Raw genomic sequence first — 22,899 nt, 5'->3', positions numbered from 1 at the left:
ATCATTCATACTCCTCTATATTATCCTTTCCTTTTTAAAAAGTCGGTAGGGCTTTCTCCGAAATGATCTTTATAACATTTGGTGAAATAAGAAGGCGATGTAAAGCCCACTTCGTATGTGATTTCAGCGATTGTCATATCCGAAGAAGAAAGGAGGGAAGTTGCTTTCTTTAAACGTGCAATTCGTAACAATTCGTTCGGAGCATAGTTCGTGAGCGATTTAACTTTGCGATACAGTTGTACGCGGCTCATGCCCATACTTCGTCCAAGTTCTTCCACATTAAGTTCTGAATTTGACAGGTTGTCCTCGATAAGTTTTTTGAAACGTTCGATAAAGCTCTTATCTATATCGCTGATAGACTCTTTAGCCAACGTGGTATTATCTCCAAAAAATTGTTTCATCCGTTTGCGGTTTTCGATAAGATTATGTACACGTACTTCCAGTACTTTGGAGTTGAAAGGTTTGGCTATATAGGAGTCTGCACCACTTTCAAATCCTTTGATACGTTGCTCGTCGAGCGAACAGGCGGTTAACAGGATAACAGGTATATGGCTCGTCTGCAACTCATTTTTCAGATGCTCACAACATTCTATTCCGTCCATTACAGGCATCATGACATCGCAAATGATTACATCCGGTACGTATTTCATGGCTTTTCTTAATCCGTCACGTCCGTCAATAGCTTCCAGAACCGTATATGTATTATGCAGTAACGACCTTACATATTCCCGTATGTCAGCGTTATCATCGATAATCAAAATGGTTTCCTTGTCGGGGTTCAGCACTTGCTCGGTTTCTTCTTCTGCCATGGCAAACTCTTCAGCGGGCGATAGCGGTATGGATTCTTTTTGTTGGTTCGTTACGGCGTCATGGGGGATAGCCGGAGTTTCTGATTCAATGAAATCCGGTTGCTTCATTGGTATCTCTACCGTAAAGATAGTACCGCTGTTAGGATTGCTTTCTACCTGAATTGTTCCGCCATGAAGTTCAGTAAAGGCTTTAGCCAGTGCCAAACCTATTCCTGAGCCGGAATGATGGAGGTCTATTTTGTAAAAGCGGTCGAATATATTGCGGATATGTTCGGCCGATATACCGATTCCCGTATCGGATACGCATAAGCGTATGAATGGTGTGCACTCTTTCTCAAAAGAAGAAAGATGTACTTTCACTTTCCCGTTTTCAGGCGTAAACTTGAATGCGTTGGATAGAAGATTGAAATAAATACGTTCCATCTTTTCTATATCCATCGGCATGCTGTAAGATATCTTTTCGTCAGTTTCAAATGTGAACTTGATGTGCTTTTTCAGTGCTACAGGTTGAAATGCGTTGTTCCATTCTGTTATCTGCTCTTTTAAGTTACTACGTGATAGTACAAGTTCTAGTTTCCCGTTTTCGTATTTACGGAAATCAAGTATCTGGTTTACCAGCCGTAAGAGGATATTGACATTCTTCCTTATTATCTTCAGCAGCTTCATCTGATCCTCGTCCAAGTTGTTGTCTGCAAGTAGTTGTTCTATAGGGTCGGATATTAATGTCAATGGAGTACGGAAATCATGGGACACATTGGTAAAGAATACGAGTTTGGCATGCGTAGCTTCTTCCAGTTGTCTGGAAAGCATGATAAGCTGGTCACGCTGCTCTTCCAATTGCTCTTTTTGCCGGGTTATTTCATCGTTTCTTCCGGACAACTCCGTGTTCATGCGGTTCTTGGAACGGTATGCCTTATATATTAAGAATAAAATACCCGTCAATAGTAGGAGGATGATAAGACTGGCGTAAAGAACCACCTGTTGGTTGGCATAACGCGTCAGGTAAACTCCTATTTTCATATTTAAGGCTTCTATCTTATTATCCAATTCGGTAATGTGGTCGGTTTGCAGTTTCATGACGTGTGCGTTCGTAGAATCCACAACAGCGGTGGATAATATGTTCTCACGCAGAAAAGGTTGCTTTTGTAAAATGGACATTGCTACTTGCATGACGATGTCTCCACCGGTTGGATACATGAATGTGGCATCTAATACCTTGTTAAGAACCTGGTCTACGCCGTATTCTTTGCCGGGTAGGGCATCTATGCCGATAAAAGCCATTTTCTTTCGGTTGCTCTTTTTCCATGCCAGATAAGCACCTACGGCCATTCTGTCATTCTGGGCGAAGACCAAGTCAATATCGGGGTAATGGGCTAAAGCCGTATCCATCTTTTCTGTTGCTACGCTTTGTAGCCAACCGGCATCAAAATGATTGAGTAGCTTTATATCCGGATAGTTATTCAATGCATTAATAAATCCTTGATGCCTGTCTATCGCAGGAGTCGATCCTTCCAGTCCCGCTATTTCTACAATATTGCCTTTCTTTTCTAGAAGATTGGCTACATATTCTCCTACTGCTTTTCCTATTTCATAATTGTCGGCGCCTACATAAGCAGTGTATTTATCAGAAAGGATTTTACGGTCTACCACTACGACAGGAATCCCCTTGTCGAATGCTTTCTCAACGACAGGAGTGATCGGTATTGCCTCATTAGGGGCTACTATCAGCAGATCGACACCTTTGTTAATGAAATATTCAATGTCCTTTTTCTGAATCTCGTTATTATCTTTTGCCGTACGTATTTCCACGCTAACACCATCATAAAATAGAGCTTCACGAGTAATCTCGTTATTCATTTTATGCCTCCATTCATCATCGCTGCATTGGGAAACTCCGATAATATAACGAGACTTTTCTTTAGTACATGCAGTTAGTAATATGAATAGAGTAAGTAGGAAAGTTATGCTTCTCATTAGATGAATTGTCTTATTTATAGGAACAAAGATAGAAGAAAAACTGATTAAGAATGATGATAGATGGCTTTTTAACGAATTCTTGTGTTAAAAGGAAAAGCCGCTTGCTTTGTGGCAACGCGGCTTTGTACCATATATTAATCTTATAATTTATTGATTATAAACGTGCTTTTATCGTTTCCGGGAGCTTTGGCATAGCTCCGTTTTGAGTGCATACGAAAGCGGATACATCTACTGCCAATTTGTGGGCTTCGGGTACAGTCTTTCCTTTTAATATGGCCGCTACGAAAGCCGCAGTGAATGAATCGCCTGCACCTACCGTATCGGCGACCTCTACTTTGGGTGTTTCAACGAAAGAAACAACACCGGGAATGAAGACATAACTGCCGTTAATACCACAGGTTAGAATCAACATCTTGAGATTATATTTAGCCAGTAAAATCCAACATTTATCCTGAAGGTCGATGCCGGGATAGCCAAACATACGACTTACAGTGATTAACTCTTCATCGTTGATCTTAAGAATATTGCATTTACGAAATGAGTTACAAAGGATTTCTTTACTGTAGAATCCTTGACGGAGGTTTACATCGAATATCTTACATTGACCCTCTCCATCGGGCATCACATCCAGAAACCGATTGATTGTTTCGCGGGAAACGATGCTACGTTGTGCCAGAGAGCCGAAACATACGGAACGGGTGTTGTGTGCCAATTCTTCAAGCTCCGGAGTAAAAGGGATGTTATCCCATGCTACGTTTTCCTTGATGTCATAGCAAGGTACTCCGGCTTCATCCAGTTCAACCTGTACCGTTCCCGTTGGATATGGAACCTTCTCAATGATATATTTCAAGTCTTTTGAGTCGAAGTTTTCTATGATTTCATTTCCTAGTTTGTCGTCTCCGATAGCACTAACTACGCGGCTGTTGAAACCGAATTGTGAGATATGATAAGCGAAATTGGCCGGTGCGCCACCTATCTTTTTCCCTTCGGGAAGAACGTCCCATAAGGCTTCTCCCATTCCTACGATAATATTGTTGTTCATGGTATATATGATTATAATGTTTTAATTTTCAGGGTATAGAACATCAGATAGATAACTCCGACAGTCATTACGGCTACGGCTCCGACTTGACCGATAGCGTCAGAAGCCACTCCCATTGCAAGCGGGAAGATGGTACCGCCGAAAAGTCCCATAATCATTAAGCCCGATATCTCGTTTTTCTTATTGGGCATGTATAACATTGCCTGTGAAAAGATAATAGGGAATACATTGGAGTTGCCAAATCCTATTAAGGCGATGCAAATATAAATGGCAGTCTTTGAGTCGAATAGGAAAAGTCCGATCATGGCGATCAGCATACATATTATACTGATGGCAAAGAATGCCTTACTGGATATTTTCTGTAAGATAAATGCTCCGAGAAGACATCCGGCCGTTCGGAAAATGAAATATAAACTTGTGGCGAAACCTGCGTCTGCCAGCGTCATATTTAAACGTTCCATTAATATTTTAGGAGCAGTCGTATTTGTTCCTACATCAATACCTACATGACACATGATACCGAGGAAGCACAGCAGTACAAACGGTTTACCAAGCAAGGCAAAGCATTGAGAGAACGTTGATGGTTCTCCTTCTTCTTTCTCCTCTTTAAAAGAGGTGTATCCTAATAGAATGGTAGCTAAAACACAAATAATCAAATAAATAGGGAATAATATCCTCCAACTTAATCCGAAACTAGGAATAGCCATTATAGCTCCCCATCCTGCGATATAAGGTGCAAGGAAAGATGCAATTGCTTTCACAAATTGTCCGAATGTCAGTGAACTGGCTAACTTCTCACCGCTTACTATTGTAGAAAGTAAAGGGTTTAAGGACGTTTGCATCAGTGCGTTGCCAATACCTAGAAGGGAAAAAGATACTAACATAATAATATAACTGTCTCCAAAGATAGGAATCAGAAGTGAGACAAGTGTTATTAATAAACTTAATAATACCGTCTTTTTACGACCGATTCTGTTCATTAGCATTCCCGTAGGTACAGAAAAGATTAAAAACCAGAAGAACACCAATGAAGGGAAAATGTTGGCTTGTGCGTCAGATAAATCCAAATCAGCTTTTACATAATTCGAGGCGATGCCAACCAGGTCTACAAATCCCATCGCAAAGAAACATAACATGATGGGGATTAATTTCATGTATGTATTTTCATTGTTTTTCATGATATATGTATTTTTTGTTATTCTCCTAATTTGTATACCTTAACGGAAATGACATCATACTTTCCCCCTTTAGAGTAGAAACTCAAGCGTTTGTAAGGTTCGGTTGGGAATATCAAGTTTGTCATAGCGAATTTGCCGTCACCATCAAATGCTTCGATACTTGCACGGTCTACCAACAGTCTTAACTTATAGGTGCTTCCTACGACAATCGGAGCACTTGTTACAGCAGGGAAACTTTTACTGAAATTTGTGATACCGCTTTTTGTCCTATCCACTGAAAATGTTTTTTCAATCAAATTGTAATAACAATCTATCTCTTCTCCTTTTTCATTGAAGAGTTGGAAACCGATAACTTCTGCTCCGTGATTCTTGATGTTAAGTTCTATTTCATAAGCATCGCAAGGAGTTTTAAACATATCGCCTAAGTTATAAGTGCGTTCTACTTTGAATGATTTTTGTTTTTCCAACTTACTGCGAAGGGCATCGACCTCTTTGCTGGGAGTGCAGCTCAGATAGATTTCATCGTCTTGAGTATATAAAGATAAATCACGGGGAACAGAGTTACTGCTACGGAATTGCATTGTCGGTACATCGTTTGCATATTCCCAATTACTCATCCATGCCAAAGCTATATGACGGTTCTCCGGTGCGTTGCTCCACGTAACAGTTGCATAATGGTCTTTTCCGTAATCCATCCATTTGGTTACTTCAGGAGCTGATTCGTTCTTGAATGTTTTACCGTCGAATGTACCGACAAAATATTGTGTTGCAGATCCTCCGAAAGGTCCGCCCGGATTTAAGTTGCAAATCAGTACCCATTTTTTCAGATCAGTTCCTTTTATCGGCAGTTGTACAAGGTCCGGACATTCCCAAACACCACCATGTGCACCTTGTCCGTCACCAAAAGTACTTTCTAACGTCCAGTCTTTCAGGTTGGCAGATGAATAGATTTGCATTTCTTGTCCGGCAGCCAGAATCAGAATCCACTTGGATGTTTCTTCATGCCAAAATACTTTTGGATCACGGAAATCACGAACAGTAGATGTCAGGATCGGATTTCTTTCGTATTTCTTAAATGTACGTCCGTTGTCGAGACTGTAAGCCATACTTTGTGATTGACGTTCACCGGCAGATGTGTAGAAAGCGATTATCGCGTTTGCTCCGAAACCGGCTGTATTGTTTTTATCAATTACGCAACTTCCACTGAATATTGTTCCCAAGCCGTCAGGGGCAATGGCTACGGGTTGGTGTGTCCATGTGATAAGGTCTTTGGATATGGCATGTCCCCAATGCATATTTCCCCACATGGAGCCATAAGGGTTATATTGATAAAACAGATGGTATTCTCCATCTTTATAAACCATTCCGTTCGGATCATTCATCCATCCGTAAGCAGGTGAGAAATGGTACTTCGGACGATATTTTTCACGATTCGAAGAATCAAAAGTATCCGATAGCTTCATCTCCCTCCAACATAAAGCCGAGTCCGGAACCAGTTGGATGTTAAAGCCGAGGTTTTTAGCCTCATATGCGGATAAGTCTAAAGGCACAAAATAATCCACCTTATTAATAGCCAGACGAATATTTATTGTTTTAATAACATCATTATTTGATATCATATATAATTTGGCTTCTCCTGCCTTTTCTTCAATGGGAAGTAATAAATATCGTTTAGATTCATTGGCACGGACAATACTTTGTCCGTCACCCAGATGTTTTATGGTCAGGTCCATACTATCTGCATAACAAGACAGAATAAAGAAAGAGGAAAGTAAGCTCACTAAAATGGGTTTCCAATTTCCATGTTGTGTTCTCATAAATATTATTTTTAAGTTTTTAGACTGAATGTTCTTTTGTTGCAAAGAAACGACAAAAGAATGCATAAACATATAATATTTGATTCATATATTATGATAAATGATACATCGTTTTTGGGGAAACTTCATCGTTGTCTGTTCTGTTCAAAAATGCTATTATTTGTAACATTTGTGATAGTGTGTCTTATGAGTAAGACTTATTTTTGCCCAAGTGAATTTTAAATCTAATATAAAAAACATGAAGAAAGTTACTTTTAGAACAAAGCGAGGTACGGTGATTTTTCTTTTATTGCTTTTCCCTGTCTGGATGGTGGCTCAGATAGTTACTGGAAAGGTAATCTCATCAGAAGACAAAGAAGGATTACCGGGTGTTAATGTCCTGGAGAAAGGGACAACGAATGGGACGATTACTGACATAGACGGTAATTACTCTATTAAATTAAAGAATCCGACTTCTACATTGGTCTTTTCTATGGTCGGTATGATGAAACAGGAGAAACGGGTAAATGGAGGTGATAAGGTAGACATCACTTTGCAACCGGATCATTATCAATTGGATCAAATTGTAGTAACGGGCTATTCTACTCAGAAGAAATCAGACCTGACGGGATCAATAACAGTTGTTTCCATGGAAGATGTGATGAAATCAGCAGAAAATAATCCGATTAAAGGCTTGCAGGGACGTGTGCCGGGTATGGAAGTAACTGCAAACGGAAATCCGAGTGGTGCAGCTACGATTCGTATCCGTGGTATCGGTACATTAAATAATAATGATCCGTTGTTTGTTATTGACGGTGTGCCTACTCGGGGTGGTATGCATGAACTGAATTCCAATGATATTGAGAATATTCAAGTATTGAAAGATGCTTCTGCCGCCAGTATTTATGGTTCCCGTGCAGCTAATGGGGTTATTATTGTCACTACTAAAAAAGGAAAAGAGGGAAAGATCAAATTAAACTTTGATACTTATGTAACTCAGTCTTTTTATACGAATAAATTGGATGTGATGAATGCCAAGGAGTATGGTCAGGCGCTATGGCAGGCTACGGTTAATAATTCGGAAGATCCGAATAAGAATAATATAGGTTATAATTATAATTGGGGATATAATGATAATGGTGATCCTGAATTATATAATATGTATCTGCCGAAATATCTGGATACTAATAAAACAATGCTGACTTCTGATACCGATTGGTTTGATGCTGTTTCACGCAATGGTTTGCAACAGTCTTATAATCTCTCGGTTAGTAACGGTACGGATAAAGGTGATTATTTCTTTTCTTTAGGTTATTTAAATAATGATGGTACTCTGAATTATACTTCATTCGAACGCTTCTCTGCACGTATGAATTCATCTTATCATTTAATTAAGGATATATTGACCATTGGAGAGAATTTCTCAGTAAACCGTACTTCCGAAGTTCAGATTCCGGACGATAATATTTTGGATATGGCGTTAAAAGCGCTTCCGCTAATTCCTGTTCGTACAGTCGATGGTGAAGGCTGGGGTGGACCTACTACCGGAATGAATGACCGTCATAATCCGGCACGTTTACTTTATGATAATAAAGATAACAAGTATGCTTATTGGCGTCTATTTGGTAATGCATACATTAATTTGCAACCGATTAAGGGGTTAAATATAAAAAGTAATTTTGGATTGGATTATACGAATTTCTTCAAACGGAATATGGTGCATAGCTATGTAAGCGGTACTTTGAATAATGATCTGAGCTCAGTTACCTTAGGTGAATCTTATGCAACTAAATGGACATGGAGTAATACTGCAAGTTATGCCAAAAAGATAGGAGTACATGACTTTGACGTGTTGGTCGGTGTAGAAATGTATAAAGAAGAAACAATTGATTTTTCTGCTTACAAGGATGACTACTTAATAGAAACACCGGAGCAGATGTGGCCTGATATGGGAATCGGGACTTCTAAAGTTACGGGAACAGCATCGGGGTATACATTATTGTCCTATTTCGGTAAAGTTAATTATGCGTATGATAACCGTTATCTGGCTTCTGCCACTTTACGTTATGACGGTTCTTCCCGTTTTGGTAAGAATAACCGTTTCGGTACTTTCCCTGCATTCTCTGTGGGGTATCGCATCAGTGAGGAAGCGTTTATGGAAGATACAAAGAACTGGTTGTCAGATTTAAAACTTCGTTTTGCATGGGGACAAACCGGTAATCAGGAAACTTCGAATACTGCTGTACATACAATTTATGTTACGGATTATGGAACAGGAGATCCTACATGGACTTCTTTGAATGGTACTTCCTATGATTTGACTGGTAAGGGAGGAACAACACTTCCGTCCGGTTATAAGAAAACACAACAGGGAAATCCTGATTTGAAGTGGGAAACTACGACTCAAACAAATATTGGTCTTGATTTTGGCTTCTTTAATCAAAGATTGTATGGTACTGCCGAATATTATATTAAGAAAACAAAGGATATCCTTGTACAACCTCCTTATTTAGGTATTATCGGAGAAGGCGGTTACTGCTGGTATAATGGTGCTTCAATGGAGAATAAAGGTTTTGAAATCAGTTTAGGTTATCGTGATCAAACAGCTTTTGGTTTATCTTATGGTATAACAGGTAATATATCGGGATATCGTAATAAAGTAACGAAACTGCCTGCTGATGTAGAAAACTCTTATGGAGGTAATGGTAAGGGAGACAATATTCTGGGACATCCTATTAATTCATTCTATGGTTATATCGCTGACGGAATATTCCGTACGGAAGAAGAAGTTATTGAACATGCCACTCAGAATGGTGGAGAAGGTGTAGGACGCATTCGTTATCGGGATTTGCATGAAGATGGAAAGATTGACGAAGATGACCGTACATGGATTGGTTCTCCTCATCCGGATTTTATGTATGGATTGAGCATTGATTTAAGCTATAAAGGTTTTGATTTGAATGCTTTCTTTTATGGAGTACAAGGTATTGATGTAAATACTTATTCAGTGAAAAGCGAAACTGATTTCTGGAGTATAAACGATGTTCGCTCCAATAAAGGAACACGTTTGTTGAATGCTTGGAGCACAAATAACCCGAATTCGGATATTCCCGCTATAACAGCTTTGAACACAAATGATGAAGGACGTTTATCTACCTATTTTATTGAAAACGGTTCTTTCATGAAGTTACGTAATTTACAGTTGGGATATACTTTACCAAAGAAACTTACGGAAAAAATCTATATGGAGAAATGTCGTATTTACGTGAGTGGACAAAACTTGTTTACGATTAAAAGCAAGAAGTTCTCCGGTGTGGATCCGGAAAATGCGGCTTTTGGATATCCGATACCTACGACTTTTACAGTCGGATTAAATATTGGTTTTTAAGTATGAATAATAAAAAGAGGCTAATACTGATATGAAAAAAATAAAATATATACTTGGATTTATTGGAGTGATGCTATTGAGTACATCTTGCTCGGATTTTTTGGACGTGGCAACTCAAAGCGGCTTAGATCCTGAACAGGCTAATGATGCGGAGAAGTTTTGTAATGCAGCTTATGCATCGTTGATGAATATGCGTGATGTGAAATTATGGGCTTGGGGCGATGTCCGTTCGGATGATGCCTATAAAGGCGGTGGTGGAGCTAATGATGGTTATACGGAACATTGTTATGAGACAGGTACCCATATTATTACTACGTTTGGTGAACCGGATGGTTACTGGTTTATACAATACTGTGGTATATCCCGTGCCAATACGGCCCTTAATGCATTGAACCTGTTATCGGAAAAAGAGTTCCCTAATAAAGTAACTCGTCAGGCAGAAATGCGTTTCTTAAGAGGACATTTTTATTTCTTGCTAAAAATTCTTTTCAAACACATTCCTTATGTTGACGAGACCATTCCGACAGAAGACTATCCTACAATTTCGAATGTAGCGTTGACTGATGAAGAACTATGGGATAAGATAATTGAGGATTTCAAGTTTGCGTTTGATAATTTACCTGATAAACAAGCTGATCTGGGGCGCGCTAATAAATATGCTGCTGCAGCTTATCTGGCAAAAGCATATTTGTATAAGGCTTACCGTCAGAATGAAAAGTATGAAGTAACTTCTATCAATGCAGAAGATTTGAATAAAGTAGTGGAATATACAGGTGAAGTGATGAAGTCCAATTATGGTTTGGAATCAGATTTCGGATTTAACTTCCTGCCGGAGTTTGAAAATGGGAAAGAAAGTGTTTTTGCCATACAATTTTCTAAAGATGACGGAACAATGTTCGGGAATCTTAATTTTGCTGATTTCCTTGCGGTACCACAAGGTTTAGGGTGTTGTGATTTCCATAAACCGAGTCAGAATTTGGTAAATGCTTTTAAGACAAACAAAGGACTTCCTATGTTTAAGGTGAATAATGGTACTTATTCCGAAAATTATGATATTGCGAATTACTCATTGTCAAAAGCTGCTGATCCACGCTTGTTTCATACTGTTGCCATAGATGGTTTGCCTTATAAATATAATGAAGATCTTTTGTTTCAGAATTCCTGGAATCGTAATCCAGAGATGTATGGTAACTTTGCTTCTTTGAAAGAAAATGTTGATCCTTCTTGTGATTGTTTTGTGAATCTTTCTCCATATTATGCAAACTCCATGAATAAAATATTAATTCGTTTTGCGGATGTCATATTAATGAGAGCGGAAGCATTGATTGAATTGAATCGTGAATCGGAAGCATTACCGTTGATTAATCAAATACGCCAACGTGCTCAGGATAGTGCCAATGGATTGGTAAATTATAGTGATCCGGATTTAAAGCCGGTAATGGAAGTCGCATTATATGAAGATGGACAGAATTGTACATGGAATCAGAACTTTGCTCGCTATGCATTGCGTTGGGAACGTCGTTTGGAGTTTGCAATGGAGAATGTGCGTTTCTTTGATCTGGTTCGTTGGGGAATTGCTGATGAAGTGATGAATAAATATTTCCAGTCGGAAAGGGCAAGGCGCTCTTACTTGAAAGAAGCTGTTTTTACAAAGAATAAGAATGAATATGTTCCAATTCCTCAACAACAAATAGGATATAGTAAGGATGTGTATAAACAGAATTATGGATGGAAATAACATTAAAATGAACAACTTATGAAAAAATATTTTAGTCTGACAATCATGTTGTTTGCGTGCTGTCTTGTTTGGGTAGCTTGCGACGAAGAACGTGAATCTTTGGATTTAACTGCGGATGTGACTATTCACGAATTCTCCATAAATGGTGCACAAGGTGAGATTGATAATGAGGCAATGAAAATCAAGGTGGTACTTCCTCCTAAGACTGATATATCTGCATTGACTCCTTCTATTAAAGTAGCTGATGGTGCAACAGTCACTCCTGCGGCTGATATTGTACAGAACTTCTCCAATTCTGTGGAGTATAAAATTGTGAATGGCAATTTATATAATACTTATGAGGTTTCTGTTGAAGTGCTTAGTGCTAAGATTACAAAGTTTATTTTGAATGGTAAGTATAGCGGAACAATTGATCAGGTGAATAATAAAATCAGTGTGACAGTACCGACTACCATTGATATTACGAAAATGATTCCTACAATAGAGTATACTGAAGGAGCTACCATAACTCCGGAAGACTCAAAGATTCAGGACTTCACGAATCCGGTGGTTTATACATTAAGTTATATGAATGAAACATTTAAGTATGAGGTAACTGTGATTCAGAGTGACCATGCGTATGCATTTCTTGGAACAAGCGAAACTGTTGACGGGTTATCAAATGCGGATGAGCGAACTGCTGCGGAATGGATGTTACAAAATATTCCAAACAGCAGATATATATCGTTGGAATCTTTGAAAGACGGTTCTGTTTCATTGAATCAATTTACTGCTGTTTGGTTCCATTATGAGCAAACAAATACATTGCCGGCAATAGCTGCCAACAAGACCGTTACTAATGCGATTAAAGATTTCTATAGTAACGGAGGTAATGTATTCCTTTCAGGAACAGCTTGCCTTTATACCGGTAGTTTGGGTATTACTCCTTCTGCATATATTCCTAACAATGCTTTTGGCAGTTTTGGGGATGCAGGGCAAGTGAATGCGCCCGGCGAGAATTGGGGTGTTGCTATTACGGGCTGTGAGTCACATCCTATTTATAAAGATCTTGTTATTGATAATATAACTCAATCTTGGCCGGTAATTTGGTTTATAGGAAAAGAAATATCATGGCGTAGAAATATTGGTTGTCCGTGGGATCTTGTTGCGCCATATACACAAAGTTGGTCTGATTGGTCTGCAAAAACAGGAGGAACTCCGCTTGCATCCTTTAACTGGGATAATGATTGTAATGAAAAGGTTGCCATATCTGTTTTTGATGGAGTAGATGGTGGGAAAGGTTCTGCTGTGTGTATCGGTGCACCTTCATATGATTGGTATTATGAAAAAGAGAGTACTTCGGCCAATTCATATTATTCCAACATAGAAAAGATAACGCAGAACATTTTTGAATATCTAAGTAAGTAGAATGAATAAAACCGTCTTTATTCTATCGGAATAGAGACGGTTTCAAAATAGAATTATTAAAATAATATCTTATGAAGAAATATATCTATGCTTTTTTCATTTTTGTGTCATTTAATTTATGGGCTTGTGGAAGTAATGACTCAACTCCTGGTGATGATGATAATAAGAACGAGGAGGTAGACAAAACGACTGATTGTAAGTCTGCAAATGAGAAAGGAGCTTATAGTACATGGTATAAACCTGCTAGTGGGTGGGTTGGTGATCCTATTCCATTTTATGATAATGGGACATTCTATGTATTTTATTTGCAAGATTGGCGTTCGGGATTTCCATTCTTACATCCATGGCACATGGTTTACTCCACTGATTTGTCATCTTTCACTTTTGGTGGTGAAGTAATCCCTTGTGGAAAGGAAAATGAACAGGATGTTGCTTTGGGTACGGGGGGAGTGATAAAAGATCGGGAAACGGGTGAATATTGTGCTTTTTATACCGGACATCAATGGAATTGGCAGGCGATGGGAGTTCCTACACAAGCCGTTTTATTGACCACTTCAAAAGATATGAAAACGTGGACAAAGAAAGGCGAGAAGAATTTCTATTTATCGCTTCGGGGACAGAGTGGTTATGTTGAAAATGATTTTCGTGATCCGCATGTGTTTTATGATGAAGAAGACGGATTGTATAAGATGGTAGTAACAACGCATACAAATGCCGGGGCTACTTTGGCTCTTCTTACAACTAAAACTTTACAGGATGCATCTTCCTGGAAATTGCAAGAACCTTTATTTACTGATCCTTCGATATGGGTGATGGAATGTGCGGATGTCTTTAAGGAAGGTGAATATTGGTATTTGACTTATTCGAACGTCGCTGATCGCAAAGTGCATTATCGTTACGCAAAATCATTAAAAGGTCCTTGGATAAAGCCTGGCAATGACATATTTGATGGTATAGGATTCTATGCAGGAAAAACGATGTCTAACGGAACGGAGCGGTATTTGGCAGGATGGTGCCCCACTCGTATTGGAGATGGAGATCCTGATCAGTGGGGAGGGTCATTGGTTTGTCATCGTATGTTATTTAATTCCGATGGAACCATAAGCCTGAAACTTCCGGATGGGATTGATGGGAAATTTACCAATTTGAAGAAGACGGTTTTGATTGATAAATCCGGCAAGGCTGTTCGTAAAGACGATACTTATCTTCTAACGGATGCTGCTTCTGTTAGTTTTCCCCGTTTGACAAAGACCTGTAAAATAGAGGCGACAATTACGGCTACGGGTGAAGACGATGTCTTTGGTTTTGCTTTTGGGGCTTGTGATGACAAGACAGAGGTATATTCCATTCGATTCGATATGAAAACGAAGAAAATAATCATGTCTAAAGATGATTTGACTCGTGGAACGAATCCTACACAAACGGATGTAGCTTTACCTATTCCTGCAAACAAACAGTTTAATGTAAAGATCGTAGTAGAGAAATCGGTATGTGTGATGTATGTAAATGAACAGGTTGCTTTCTCAAACCGCATTGATAAAATGCCGGAGAATCCGTGGGCTATTTTTACAGATAAAGGTACGGAAGTATCTTTCTCTAACATAAAAGTATATGAATAAATCCTTTATTAACAATTAAAAAATTACTAACATGAAGAAGACTTTTTTACTTATTGCTGCGTTAGCTGCAACAGTTACAGTTTCAGCACAGGACGATTTAGTGATTTATGGTGATGAAACGACAGGTGTGGAATGGCACAACTTTGCCGGACCTACTAATGTTCAGGAAGTTGATAATCCATCTAAGGATGCGGTTAATTCTACAAATAAATGTATATCAATGTTGCGTCCGAAACAGACCGGAGGGTCAGATGAAATTGGTTGGAATTGGGAAGGAGCTTTGTCTGAGAGTTTTAATGTTCCTAATATTACTGATTACAACTCGGTATCAATGTTGGTAAAGAAGCCTTATCCTGGCAAAGTTTGTTTGGAATTACAGAGTCCTACGGGAGGTAGCAGTATGATTTTCGCTGAATACACGGCAACTGATGATTCTTGGCAAAGATTGGTTTTTCCGGTTATTAATGTAGCTGGTTTAGGTGATACAGGTATGACTAAAATCTTGATAGAAATTCATCGGGAAGATGAAAATAATAATGATGATTTCGAAGATTGTGTGATGTATGCTGATGAGATAACATTGCATAAAGCAATGCCTGGATTCTATTTTAATGGTGAAGATAAGATTGCAGGGGGATGGCTGCCTTTCCCAAGTGATGAGTTTAGCAAAAAAGCGATGATTGTGGATAATCCTGATAAGACCGGTATTAACAACACGGACAGATGTTTGTGGATTAAGAGAGAAAAGATGGATGAATTATTCTCCGGCGCAATCAACCGAAACTTTAAGGTTACTAATCTAAGTGATTTCAAGTATTTTACAATGATGATGAAGAAGAGTGTAGCTGGTCCGGTAAGTCTGGAAATACAATCACCGGGAGAAGTTAAAAAACAACTTTTGACTGCTGATTATACTGAAGTCGGAGCATGGCAAGAACTCCATTTCGATATACCTCAAGATGTGTTGGAAGGTGAACCTTTACAAATTATTATTCTGCAGGCGCATGCTATCGATACAAAAGAGGATGAGGCTTTTGTTGATCCAATTGATATTTATGTTGATGAACTTTATTTGTCTGATGGAACTACATCTATCTCTTTATCTGAATTGAATGAAGCTGAAATCGTTAAGACCGAAGTTTATAATGTGAATGGTATACTTGTTGGAACATGGGGAGCAGAGGAGAATGTAATACCTGTGAACTATGGGAAAGGGGTTTATATTGTACGTCAAACGGATTCGACAGGCAAGGTTGCGGTCCGGAAAATGATTAATGAATAAACATGATTGACAATGAGGTGAAGAGTTTTCATGACTCTTCACTTCTTTAAAAGAATACTATGAAATATCTACATACCTTATTTATATTATTTTGTTTGCTGGTAAGTTCTTGCAATCAAGAGAAATATGATATAACTTTTAGCTCACTATTGGATGAGATGATTGATTATGAGGAAGCTGCGCGCTATCCTGTAATATCCTTTTCCTGTCGTCAAGAGAGTAGTTATGACAGAAGATCTGTTCATCCGGACTCAGTAGGCTGGTTTGCGAATAATGACGGATTCGGTATTATTCGGGTGGATACGCTTAATGGTAGGAAAGAAAATGTTTTATTTGATCAAGATGGTCCCGGAGTCATTACTCGCTTTTGGCTGACAACAATGGATAAGCGTGGTACCATGCGTTTCTATTTTAATCATGCAAAAAATGCACAATGGGAAATTCCTGCTTATGATTTACTTCGTACCGGATTAGGTATAGGAGAAGGATTGTTGCAAGCTCATCCTAATTATACGCCGGATGGTAAAGGAGGCAATACCTTGTTTTTACCGATACCTTATGGTGACGGATGTAAAATCACTTTCGAATTACCGGATTCCATAGAACCGTCTCCAAAGTATTATGGTATTAACTATCGGAAATATCCTGTTGGGACACGTATAGAAACTTTTTCGGAGGAACTGGTAAAAAAGAACAGAAACCATATTTTAAAAGTCGATTCTATCCTTTTGAAACATCCTTCTTCTCTGAATGGGAAGTTATTGGAAGAGTCCAAAACATTGATAGCTAAAGATTCATTATTAATTGCCTTACCGGAAGGTGCAAATGCATTGCATACATTGGAGATAAATGCCCAAGTGGACAGCTTGAAATATGAACAAGTGATGCGTGAGCTGATTATTAAGATTGAGTTTGACGGAGTTGAAACGGTTGTCGTTCCATTAAGCGATTTCTCCGGTGCAGGTATGGGGGCACGTCAATCTGATAGCTGGTTCTTATCTGCTGATGGAAAAGGAAATGTAACCAGCCGTTGGGTGATGCCTTATCAAAAAGAGGCAACTTTCAAGTTGGTTAATCTGTCTGATTCTCCGGTTAAGACGGTTGTTAAGGTATGCACGGATGTTTGGAATTGGGATGAAAGAAGTCTTTATTTTCATACTTCTTGGAAGCAGGAAAATGGGATTCATGTGGAGTCAAATCCGGATAATGAGTCTGCATGTGTAGAATGGAACTTTACGACATTGAATGGTAGAGGAGTTTATCGTGGAGATGTGCTTTCTTTGTTTAATCATACGTTGGCATGGTATGGAGAAGGAGATGAAAAGATATGGGTAGACGATGATAAGGATTTTCCTTCTCATTTCGGTACAGGTACAGAGGATTATTATAATTGTTCCTGGGCTCCGGTTATTCCTTTTTATACTCCGTTCGGAGGAGCAACGCGTGCTGATGCAGAAACATCTATCGGCTATAATACATTCTTCCGTACGCGTAACTTAGATCAGATACCATTTAATAAAAAGTTACGTTTTGATATTGAAATGTTGAGTTGGATATCCGGTGAGGTAGATTATGCCACTACTGTATTTTGGTATGGTGATTTAAATGCAACCGCAGAAGGATGCACTCCGGTAGAAGAAACATTGCGCACTCTTTTGCCCCAACCGGAAGATCCTGCTGCTTATAAGATTGCAGATGATGTTATAGAGTTTGAGAAACTGAAACCGATTGCGAAATCCGATGACTTGTTTCTAGATGCGCAAGGGATGCTAACTTTTCCCGATGGAAAATGGAGTGGAAGTAAACAGCTAATTTGTACGCATGGGAAAGTTGGCAGTTTCTTGGAATATGAATTTGATTCATTGGAAAGCAGACCTTATGAAGTCATTGTTTATGGTACAAAAGCTCCGGACTACGGAGTATTGGGCTTTTCTATCAATGGTCAGAAGTCAAATGTGGAATTTGATGGATGCAGTGCTCCAGAGTTTGGAGTCGTTAATTCAGGAGCTATCAAACTTGGAAATTATATCCCGTCAGATGGAAAGATATGCTTGAGAATAGAATTAATAGGTCAAAATGAAAAGGTTCGGGGTACAGGAAATGTTTTTGGGTTAGACTGCATGCTTTTGAAGTAGTTGATTAAGAAAAGAGTCCTTATTCCGAGTATGGAAATAAGGACTCTTTGTTTTAACCTATATCAAATAGTTTTTCTTTTAGGAATTGTCCTGTATAAGATGCACCGCAAGCCGCTACTTCTTCGGGTGTTCCGGCAACAACCAAATGTCCGCCCATATTCCCGCCTTCCGGTCCGAGATCAATGATATGGTCTGCACATTTAATGACATCCATATTATGCTCAATAATAATAACGGTATGTCCTCGGGAAATTAAAGCGTCGAAAGCTTCCAGCAGTTTCTTTATATCATGGAAATGCAATCCGGTAGTAGGTTCGTCGAATACGAAAATCGTAGGTTCTGCTTTCTCGATGCTAAGAAAATAAGCTAGTTTTACCCTTTGATTTTCACCTCCGGAGAGAGTCGATGACGATTGTCCTAATTTGATATAGCCTAATCCTACGCTTTGTAGTGGCTGTAACTTTTTTACTATTTTCTTCTGACCATTTTCAGTAAAGAACTCGATTGCTTGATTAACGGTCATTTCCAGTATATCATAGATATTCTTATCTTTGAATTTTACTTCAAGTGTATCGTTCTTGAAACGTTTACCATGACATGATTCACATTCCAATACCAAATCTGCCATGAACTGCATTTCTACTGTTACAGTACCATCACCTTTACATTCCTCACATCGGCCTCCTTCCATATTGAAGGAGAAATAGGAAGGAGAATATCCCATTTGTTTGGCGAGTGGTTGGTCTGCAAAGAGTTTACGGATTTCATCGTATGCTTTGACATAAGTTACCGGATTGGAACGGGATGATTTGCCGATAGGATTCTGGTCGACGAACTCAATATCTTTGACCATTTGCACATCACCTTCTAAAGAGACAAACTCTCCCGGGCGCTCACTGCTTTCATCATATTCTCTTTTTAATGCCTTGTAGAAGATATCTCTGACCAATGTTGATTTGCCCGAACCGCTTACTCCGGTTACTACGGTCATCACGTTTAAAGGAAATCGTACATCAATACCTTTCAGGTTGTTCTCTCTTGCTCCTTTTATTTCTATGTAACTGTTCCAGAGACGGTGATGTGAAGGCAATTCTATTAATTCTTCTCCTAACAGATATTTTACAGTGTGGCTGTTAGTCCCTTTTTTCAGGTCTTTCATATCACCTTCATAGACAATCTCTCCTCCAAGACGTCCGGCTTTTGGTCCTATATCAATAATGTAATCGGCAGCACGGATTATTTCCTCGTCATGTTCCACAACGACCACTGTATTTCCTAACTGTTGTAGTTGGCGTAAAACTTTTATTAATCGGTCTGTATCCCTCGAATGAAGTCCGATGCTGGGTTCATCCAAAATATATAATGAACCTACCAGGCTACTGCCTAAAGATGTTGCCAGGTTGATGCGTTGGCTTTCGCCACCGGATAGGGAATTACTTAAGCGGTTCAGGGTCAGATAGCTCAAACCTACATCTATCAGGAAGTTAATCCGATTGTTTATTTCCGTGAGTATACGTTTGGCGATGGCTGTGTCGTGTTCGTCGAGTTTGAGGTTATCGAAAAAGGCTTTTAAGTCATGTATCGGTAAATCTACCAATTCGGATATGGAGTGTTCTCCGACTTTGACGTAGCCTGCTTCCTTTTTCAAACGTGTTCCATGACATATCGGACAAATGGTCTTTCCCCGATAGCGTGCTAGCATAACCCGGTTTTGTATCTTATATTGATTTTCTTCCAGCATATGGAAGAAGTCGTTAATGCCATGAAAATATTGATTACCTTCCCAAAGAACCTGTCTTTCTTCATCTGTCAGTTCATAATAAGGTTTAAATATAGGGAAATCGAACAATGCAGCAGAGTGTATTAAGGCATCTTTCCATTCACCCATTTTTTCTCCTCGCCAGCATACGATAGCACCGTCATATACGCTGAGTGAACGATTGGGAACGACAAGGCTTTCGTCAATTCCTATCACTTTTCCGAATCCTTCACACTTAGGGCACGCACCTATCGGGGAGTTGAATGAAAACATTTGGTCGTTGGGCTCGTCAAACGTCATTCCGTCTGCCTCGAACTTTTTGCTGAAAGTGTATAGTTTTGTTTCTTCTTCCGTATAAAAACGCAAAAAACAATTGCCGTCACCCTCATAGAATGCGGTTTCTGCGGAGTCCGTCAAGCGGCTGATGCTATCTTTGCTGCTGTCGGATACCATACGGTCTATCAATAAGAATATATTTTCGTTATTGGGGTGATTTTTGCGAAAATCTTCTTCTCCCTGTGCCAGAATATCTTCGATACGAACAATCTCTCCATCTACTTCTATACGGTTGAAACCTTGTTTTAAATCCATTTCCAATTGTTGGCAAAGAGTTCTGCCTTCACGTAAGAAGATAGGAGTCAGGATGGTATATCGTGTTCCTGCCGGATAAGCGAGCATGCAGTTTACAATGTCTTCGGTGGTATGTTTCTTTACCAGGTTTCCACTGATAGGAGAATAAGTTTTGCCTACCCGAGCATACAGCAAACGTAGGTATTCATATATTTCGGTAGAAGTACCCACAGTAGAACGTGGGTTGCGGCTGTTTACTTTTTGTTCGATGGCAATGGCAGGCGGAATCCCCTTAATGAAATCACATTCCGGTTTACTCATTCTTCCGAGAAACTGCCGTGCGTATGACGATAAACTCTCTACATAGCGGCGTTGCCCTTCTGCGTAAAGTGTATCAAATGCCAAAGATGATTTGCCGGAACCGGAAAGTCCGGTGACTACTATCAACTTATTTCGGGGAATGTCTACACTGATGTTTTTTAGGTTATTGACGCGTGCTCCTTTGATGGATATATATTTATTTTCTGACATATAAATACCTTATAGATTTGGACTTGCAAAGTTACACATAAATTCCGTGCATTGTATAGCTTTGTTTAAAGTAAAACGTGTATCTTTGCCGCTCAACCAATTAATATATCCTAAAAGTTATGAAACTAAAGACATACGCCTTATTAGTTTTCTTGTTTGTCATGTTTCCGCTAATGGCGCAATTATCGCCTAAACGTGAATTTCGCGGTGCATGGATGCACACTGTAAGCGGTCATTATAAAGGAATGGGTACGGCTGAAATGCAAAAACTTCTCATCGAACAATTAAACAGTTTACAAGAGGCGGGTATAAATGCCATAATATTCCAAGTTCGTCCGGAAGCAGATGCACTTTATATCTCTAATATTGAGCCATGGAGTCGTTTCTTGACGGGAAAGCAGGGGCAGGCACCAAGCCCGTTGTGGGACCCGATGGCTTTTATGATTGAACAATGCCATAAGAGAGGTATGGAGTTTCATGCTTGGGTGAACCCTTATCGGGTGAAAACGAATTTGAAATCGGAGTTGGCCCCGACACATATCTATTGGCAACATCCCGAATGGTTTTTACAGTATGGCAATCAACTTTACTTTGATCCGGGACTTCCCGAATCACGCAAATATATATGTAAGGTAATGAAAGATATTGTTGATCGGTATGACGTGGATGCAATTCATATGGATGACTATTTTTATCCTTATCCCATAGCCGGACAAGACTTTCCTGATAATCTGAGCTTTGCCCGTTATGGCATGGGGTTCAGTAATAAGCAAGACTGGCGTCGTGATAATGTGAATGTACTTGTGAAAGAATTGCATGAGTTGATTCATACGGAGAAGCCTTGGGTGAAGTTTGGTATATCGCCTTTCGGCATCTACCGGAATAAAAAAAGTGATCCGAATGGAAGCGATACCAAAGGGCTTCAGAACTATGATGATCTTTATGCCGACATACTTTTGTGGATAAATAACGGATGGGTGGACTATACAATCCCGCAGGTTTATTGGGAAATAGGGCATCCGGCAGCTGATTATGAAACATTGGTAGGCTGGTGGGCAAAGCATGCTTTCAAAAGACCTTTGTTTATAGGACAAGACGTATTGAGAACTGTACAGAAAGCAGATTTGCAGAATCCTTCGATCAATCAGATGCCTCGTAAGATGGAATTGCAACGTGCCTATCCTGCTATTGGTGGAAGTTGCCAGTGGCCTGCTGTTGAGGTTGTCGCCAATGCGGGAAATTATCGTGATATGTTGATACGCAGTTATCATAGATTCCCGGCTCTTCCTCCTGTTTTCGCATTTATAGATGATAAAGCTCCGAAACAGGTAAGTAAACTGAAAGACGTGTGGACGGAAGACGGACTTATTCTTTTCTGGAAAGCACCGGAGGCAAAAGATGAAATGGACAAAGCGGTGCAATTTGTTGTTTATCGTTTTGGGAATAAGGAGAAAGTGAATTTGAATGATCCGTCTAAGATTGTTGCTATAACGCGCAATCCTTATTATAAACTTCCTTATGAAAACGGTAAGACGAGATATCGTTATGTGGTTACGGCATTAGACCGTTTGCATAATGAGTCGAAAGCAAAAGCGAAGAAAGTAAAACTATAGATGTATTTTAAAGATACGGTCGATTGTTTGCAAACGATAGGAGTTTGTAATCAAC

12 protein-coding genes are annotated in these 22,899 nt (G+C 39.3%); 7 read left to right on the top strand and 5 right to left on the bottom strand.

The window, feature by feature from the left end; genetic code table 11:
* Positions 1 to 20: 20 nt before the first annotated feature.
* From DXB63_RS05290 to DXB63_RS05275, 4 genes are all read right to left on the bottom strand, one after another.
* On the bottom strand, positions 21 to 2,783 hold the full coding sequence (locus DXB63_RS05290) for a substrate-binding domain-containing protein (RefSeq protein WP_122125353.1): 2,763 nt from the start codon (positions 2,781 to 2,783) through the stop codon (positions 21 to 23).
* A gap of 157 nt (positions 2,784 to 2,940) precedes the next feature.
* On the bottom strand, positions 2,941 to 3,828 hold the full coding sequence (locus DXB63_RS05285) for a carbohydrate kinase (protein WP_122125352.1): 888 nt from the start codon (positions 3,826 to 3,828) through the stop codon (positions 2,941 to 2,943).
* A gap of 11 nt (positions 3,829 to 3,839) precedes the next feature.
* Positions 3,840 to 5,006, bottom strand: coding sequence for an MFS transporter (locus tag DXB63_RS05280; protein WP_122125351.1), 1,167 nt, complete (start codon positions 5,004 to 5,006; stop codon positions 3,840 to 3,842).
* Between the two features lie 17 nt (positions 5,007 to 5,023).
* On the bottom strand, positions 5,024 to 6,823 hold the full coding sequence (locus DXB63_RS05275) for a DUF4980 domain-containing protein (RefSeq protein ID WP_122125504.1): 1,800 nt from the start codon (positions 6,821 to 6,823) through the stop codon (positions 5,024 to 5,026).
* A gap of 238 nt (positions 6,824 to 7,061) precedes the next feature.
* On the opposite strand from DXB63_RS05275, the gene DXB63_RS05270 reads away from it, so the two are divergent.
* The 6 genes from DXB63_RS05270 to DXB63_RS05245 all read left to right on the top strand — a co-directional run bounded on the left by DXB63_RS05270 (position 7,062) and on the right by DXB63_RS05245 (position 18,371).
* Entirely contained in the window at positions 7,062 to 10,190 is a 3,129-nt protein-coding gene (locus DXB63_RS05270; protein ID WP_122125350.1) for a TonB-dependent receptor, read from the top strand.
* Between the two features lie 31 nt (positions 10,191 to 10,221).
* The gene (locus DXB63_RS05265; RefSeq protein ID WP_122125349.1) at positions 10,222 to 11,928 is read left to right on the top strand and encodes a RagB/SusD family nutrient uptake outer membrane protein; all 1,707 of its coding nucleotides are present in this window, start codon (positions 10,222 to 10,224) and stop codon (positions 11,926 to 11,928) included.
* A gap of 18 nt (positions 11,929 to 11,946) precedes the next feature.
* Positions 11,947 to 13,335, top strand: coding sequence for a DUF4960 domain-containing protein (locus tag DXB63_RS05260; RefSeq protein ID WP_122125348.1), 1,389 nt, complete (start codon positions 11,947 to 11,949; stop codon positions 13,333 to 13,335).
* 71 nt (positions 13,336 to 13,406) lie between these two features.
* Positions 13,407 to 14,954 carry a glycoside hydrolase family 32 protein gene (locus tag DXB63_RS05255; protein WP_122125347.1) on the top strand — a complete coding sequence of 516 codons (1,548 nt, stop codon included), beginning with the start codon at positions 13,407 to 13,409 and terminating at the stop codon, positions 14,952 to 14,954.
* A gap of 31 nt (positions 14,955 to 14,985) precedes the next feature.
* A complete protein-coding gene (locus DXB63_RS05250; RefSeq protein WP_122125346.1) occupies positions 14,986 to 16,236 on the top strand; it encodes a T9SS type A sorting domain-containing protein in 1,251 nt (416 codons plus the stop codon).
* A gap of 59 nt (positions 16,237 to 16,295) precedes the next feature.
* Positions 16,296 to 18,371 (top strand): glycoside hydrolase family 172 protein, encoded by a 2,076-nt coding sequence (locus DXB63_RS05245; RefSeq protein ID WP_122125345.1) that lies wholly within the window; start codon positions 16,296 to 16,298, stop codon positions 18,369 to 18,371.
* A 52-nt stretch (positions 18,372 to 18,423) separates the two neighbouring features.
* Here DXB63_RS05245 and uvrA read toward each other — a convergent pair whose 3' ends face one another.
* Positions 18,424 to 21,231, bottom strand: coding sequence for an excinuclease ABC subunit UvrA (gene uvrA, locus DXB63_RS05240; protein WP_122125344.1), 2,808 nt, complete (start codon positions 21,229 to 21,231; stop codon positions 18,424 to 18,426).
* A gap of 119 nt (positions 21,232 to 21,350) precedes the next feature.
* On the opposite strand from uvrA, the gene DXB63_RS05235 reads away from it, so the two are divergent.
* Positions 21,351 to 22,844 carry a glycoside hydrolase family 10 protein gene (locus DXB63_RS05235; RefSeq protein ID WP_122125343.1) on the top strand — a complete coding sequence of 498 codons (1,494 nt, stop codon included), beginning with the start codon at positions 21,351 to 21,353 and terminating at the stop codon, positions 22,842 to 22,844.
* Positions 22,845 to 22,899 lie beyond the last annotated feature (55 nt).

This window comes from Bacteroides sp. OM05-12, assembly GCF_003438995.1.
Classification (GTDB): Bacteria; Bacteroidota; Bacteroidia; order Bacteroidales; family Bacteroidaceae; genus Bacteroides.
The sequence above is the reverse complement of the archived record's forward strand: the minus strand, read 5'-3'. Positions and strand labels throughout refer to the sequence as shown.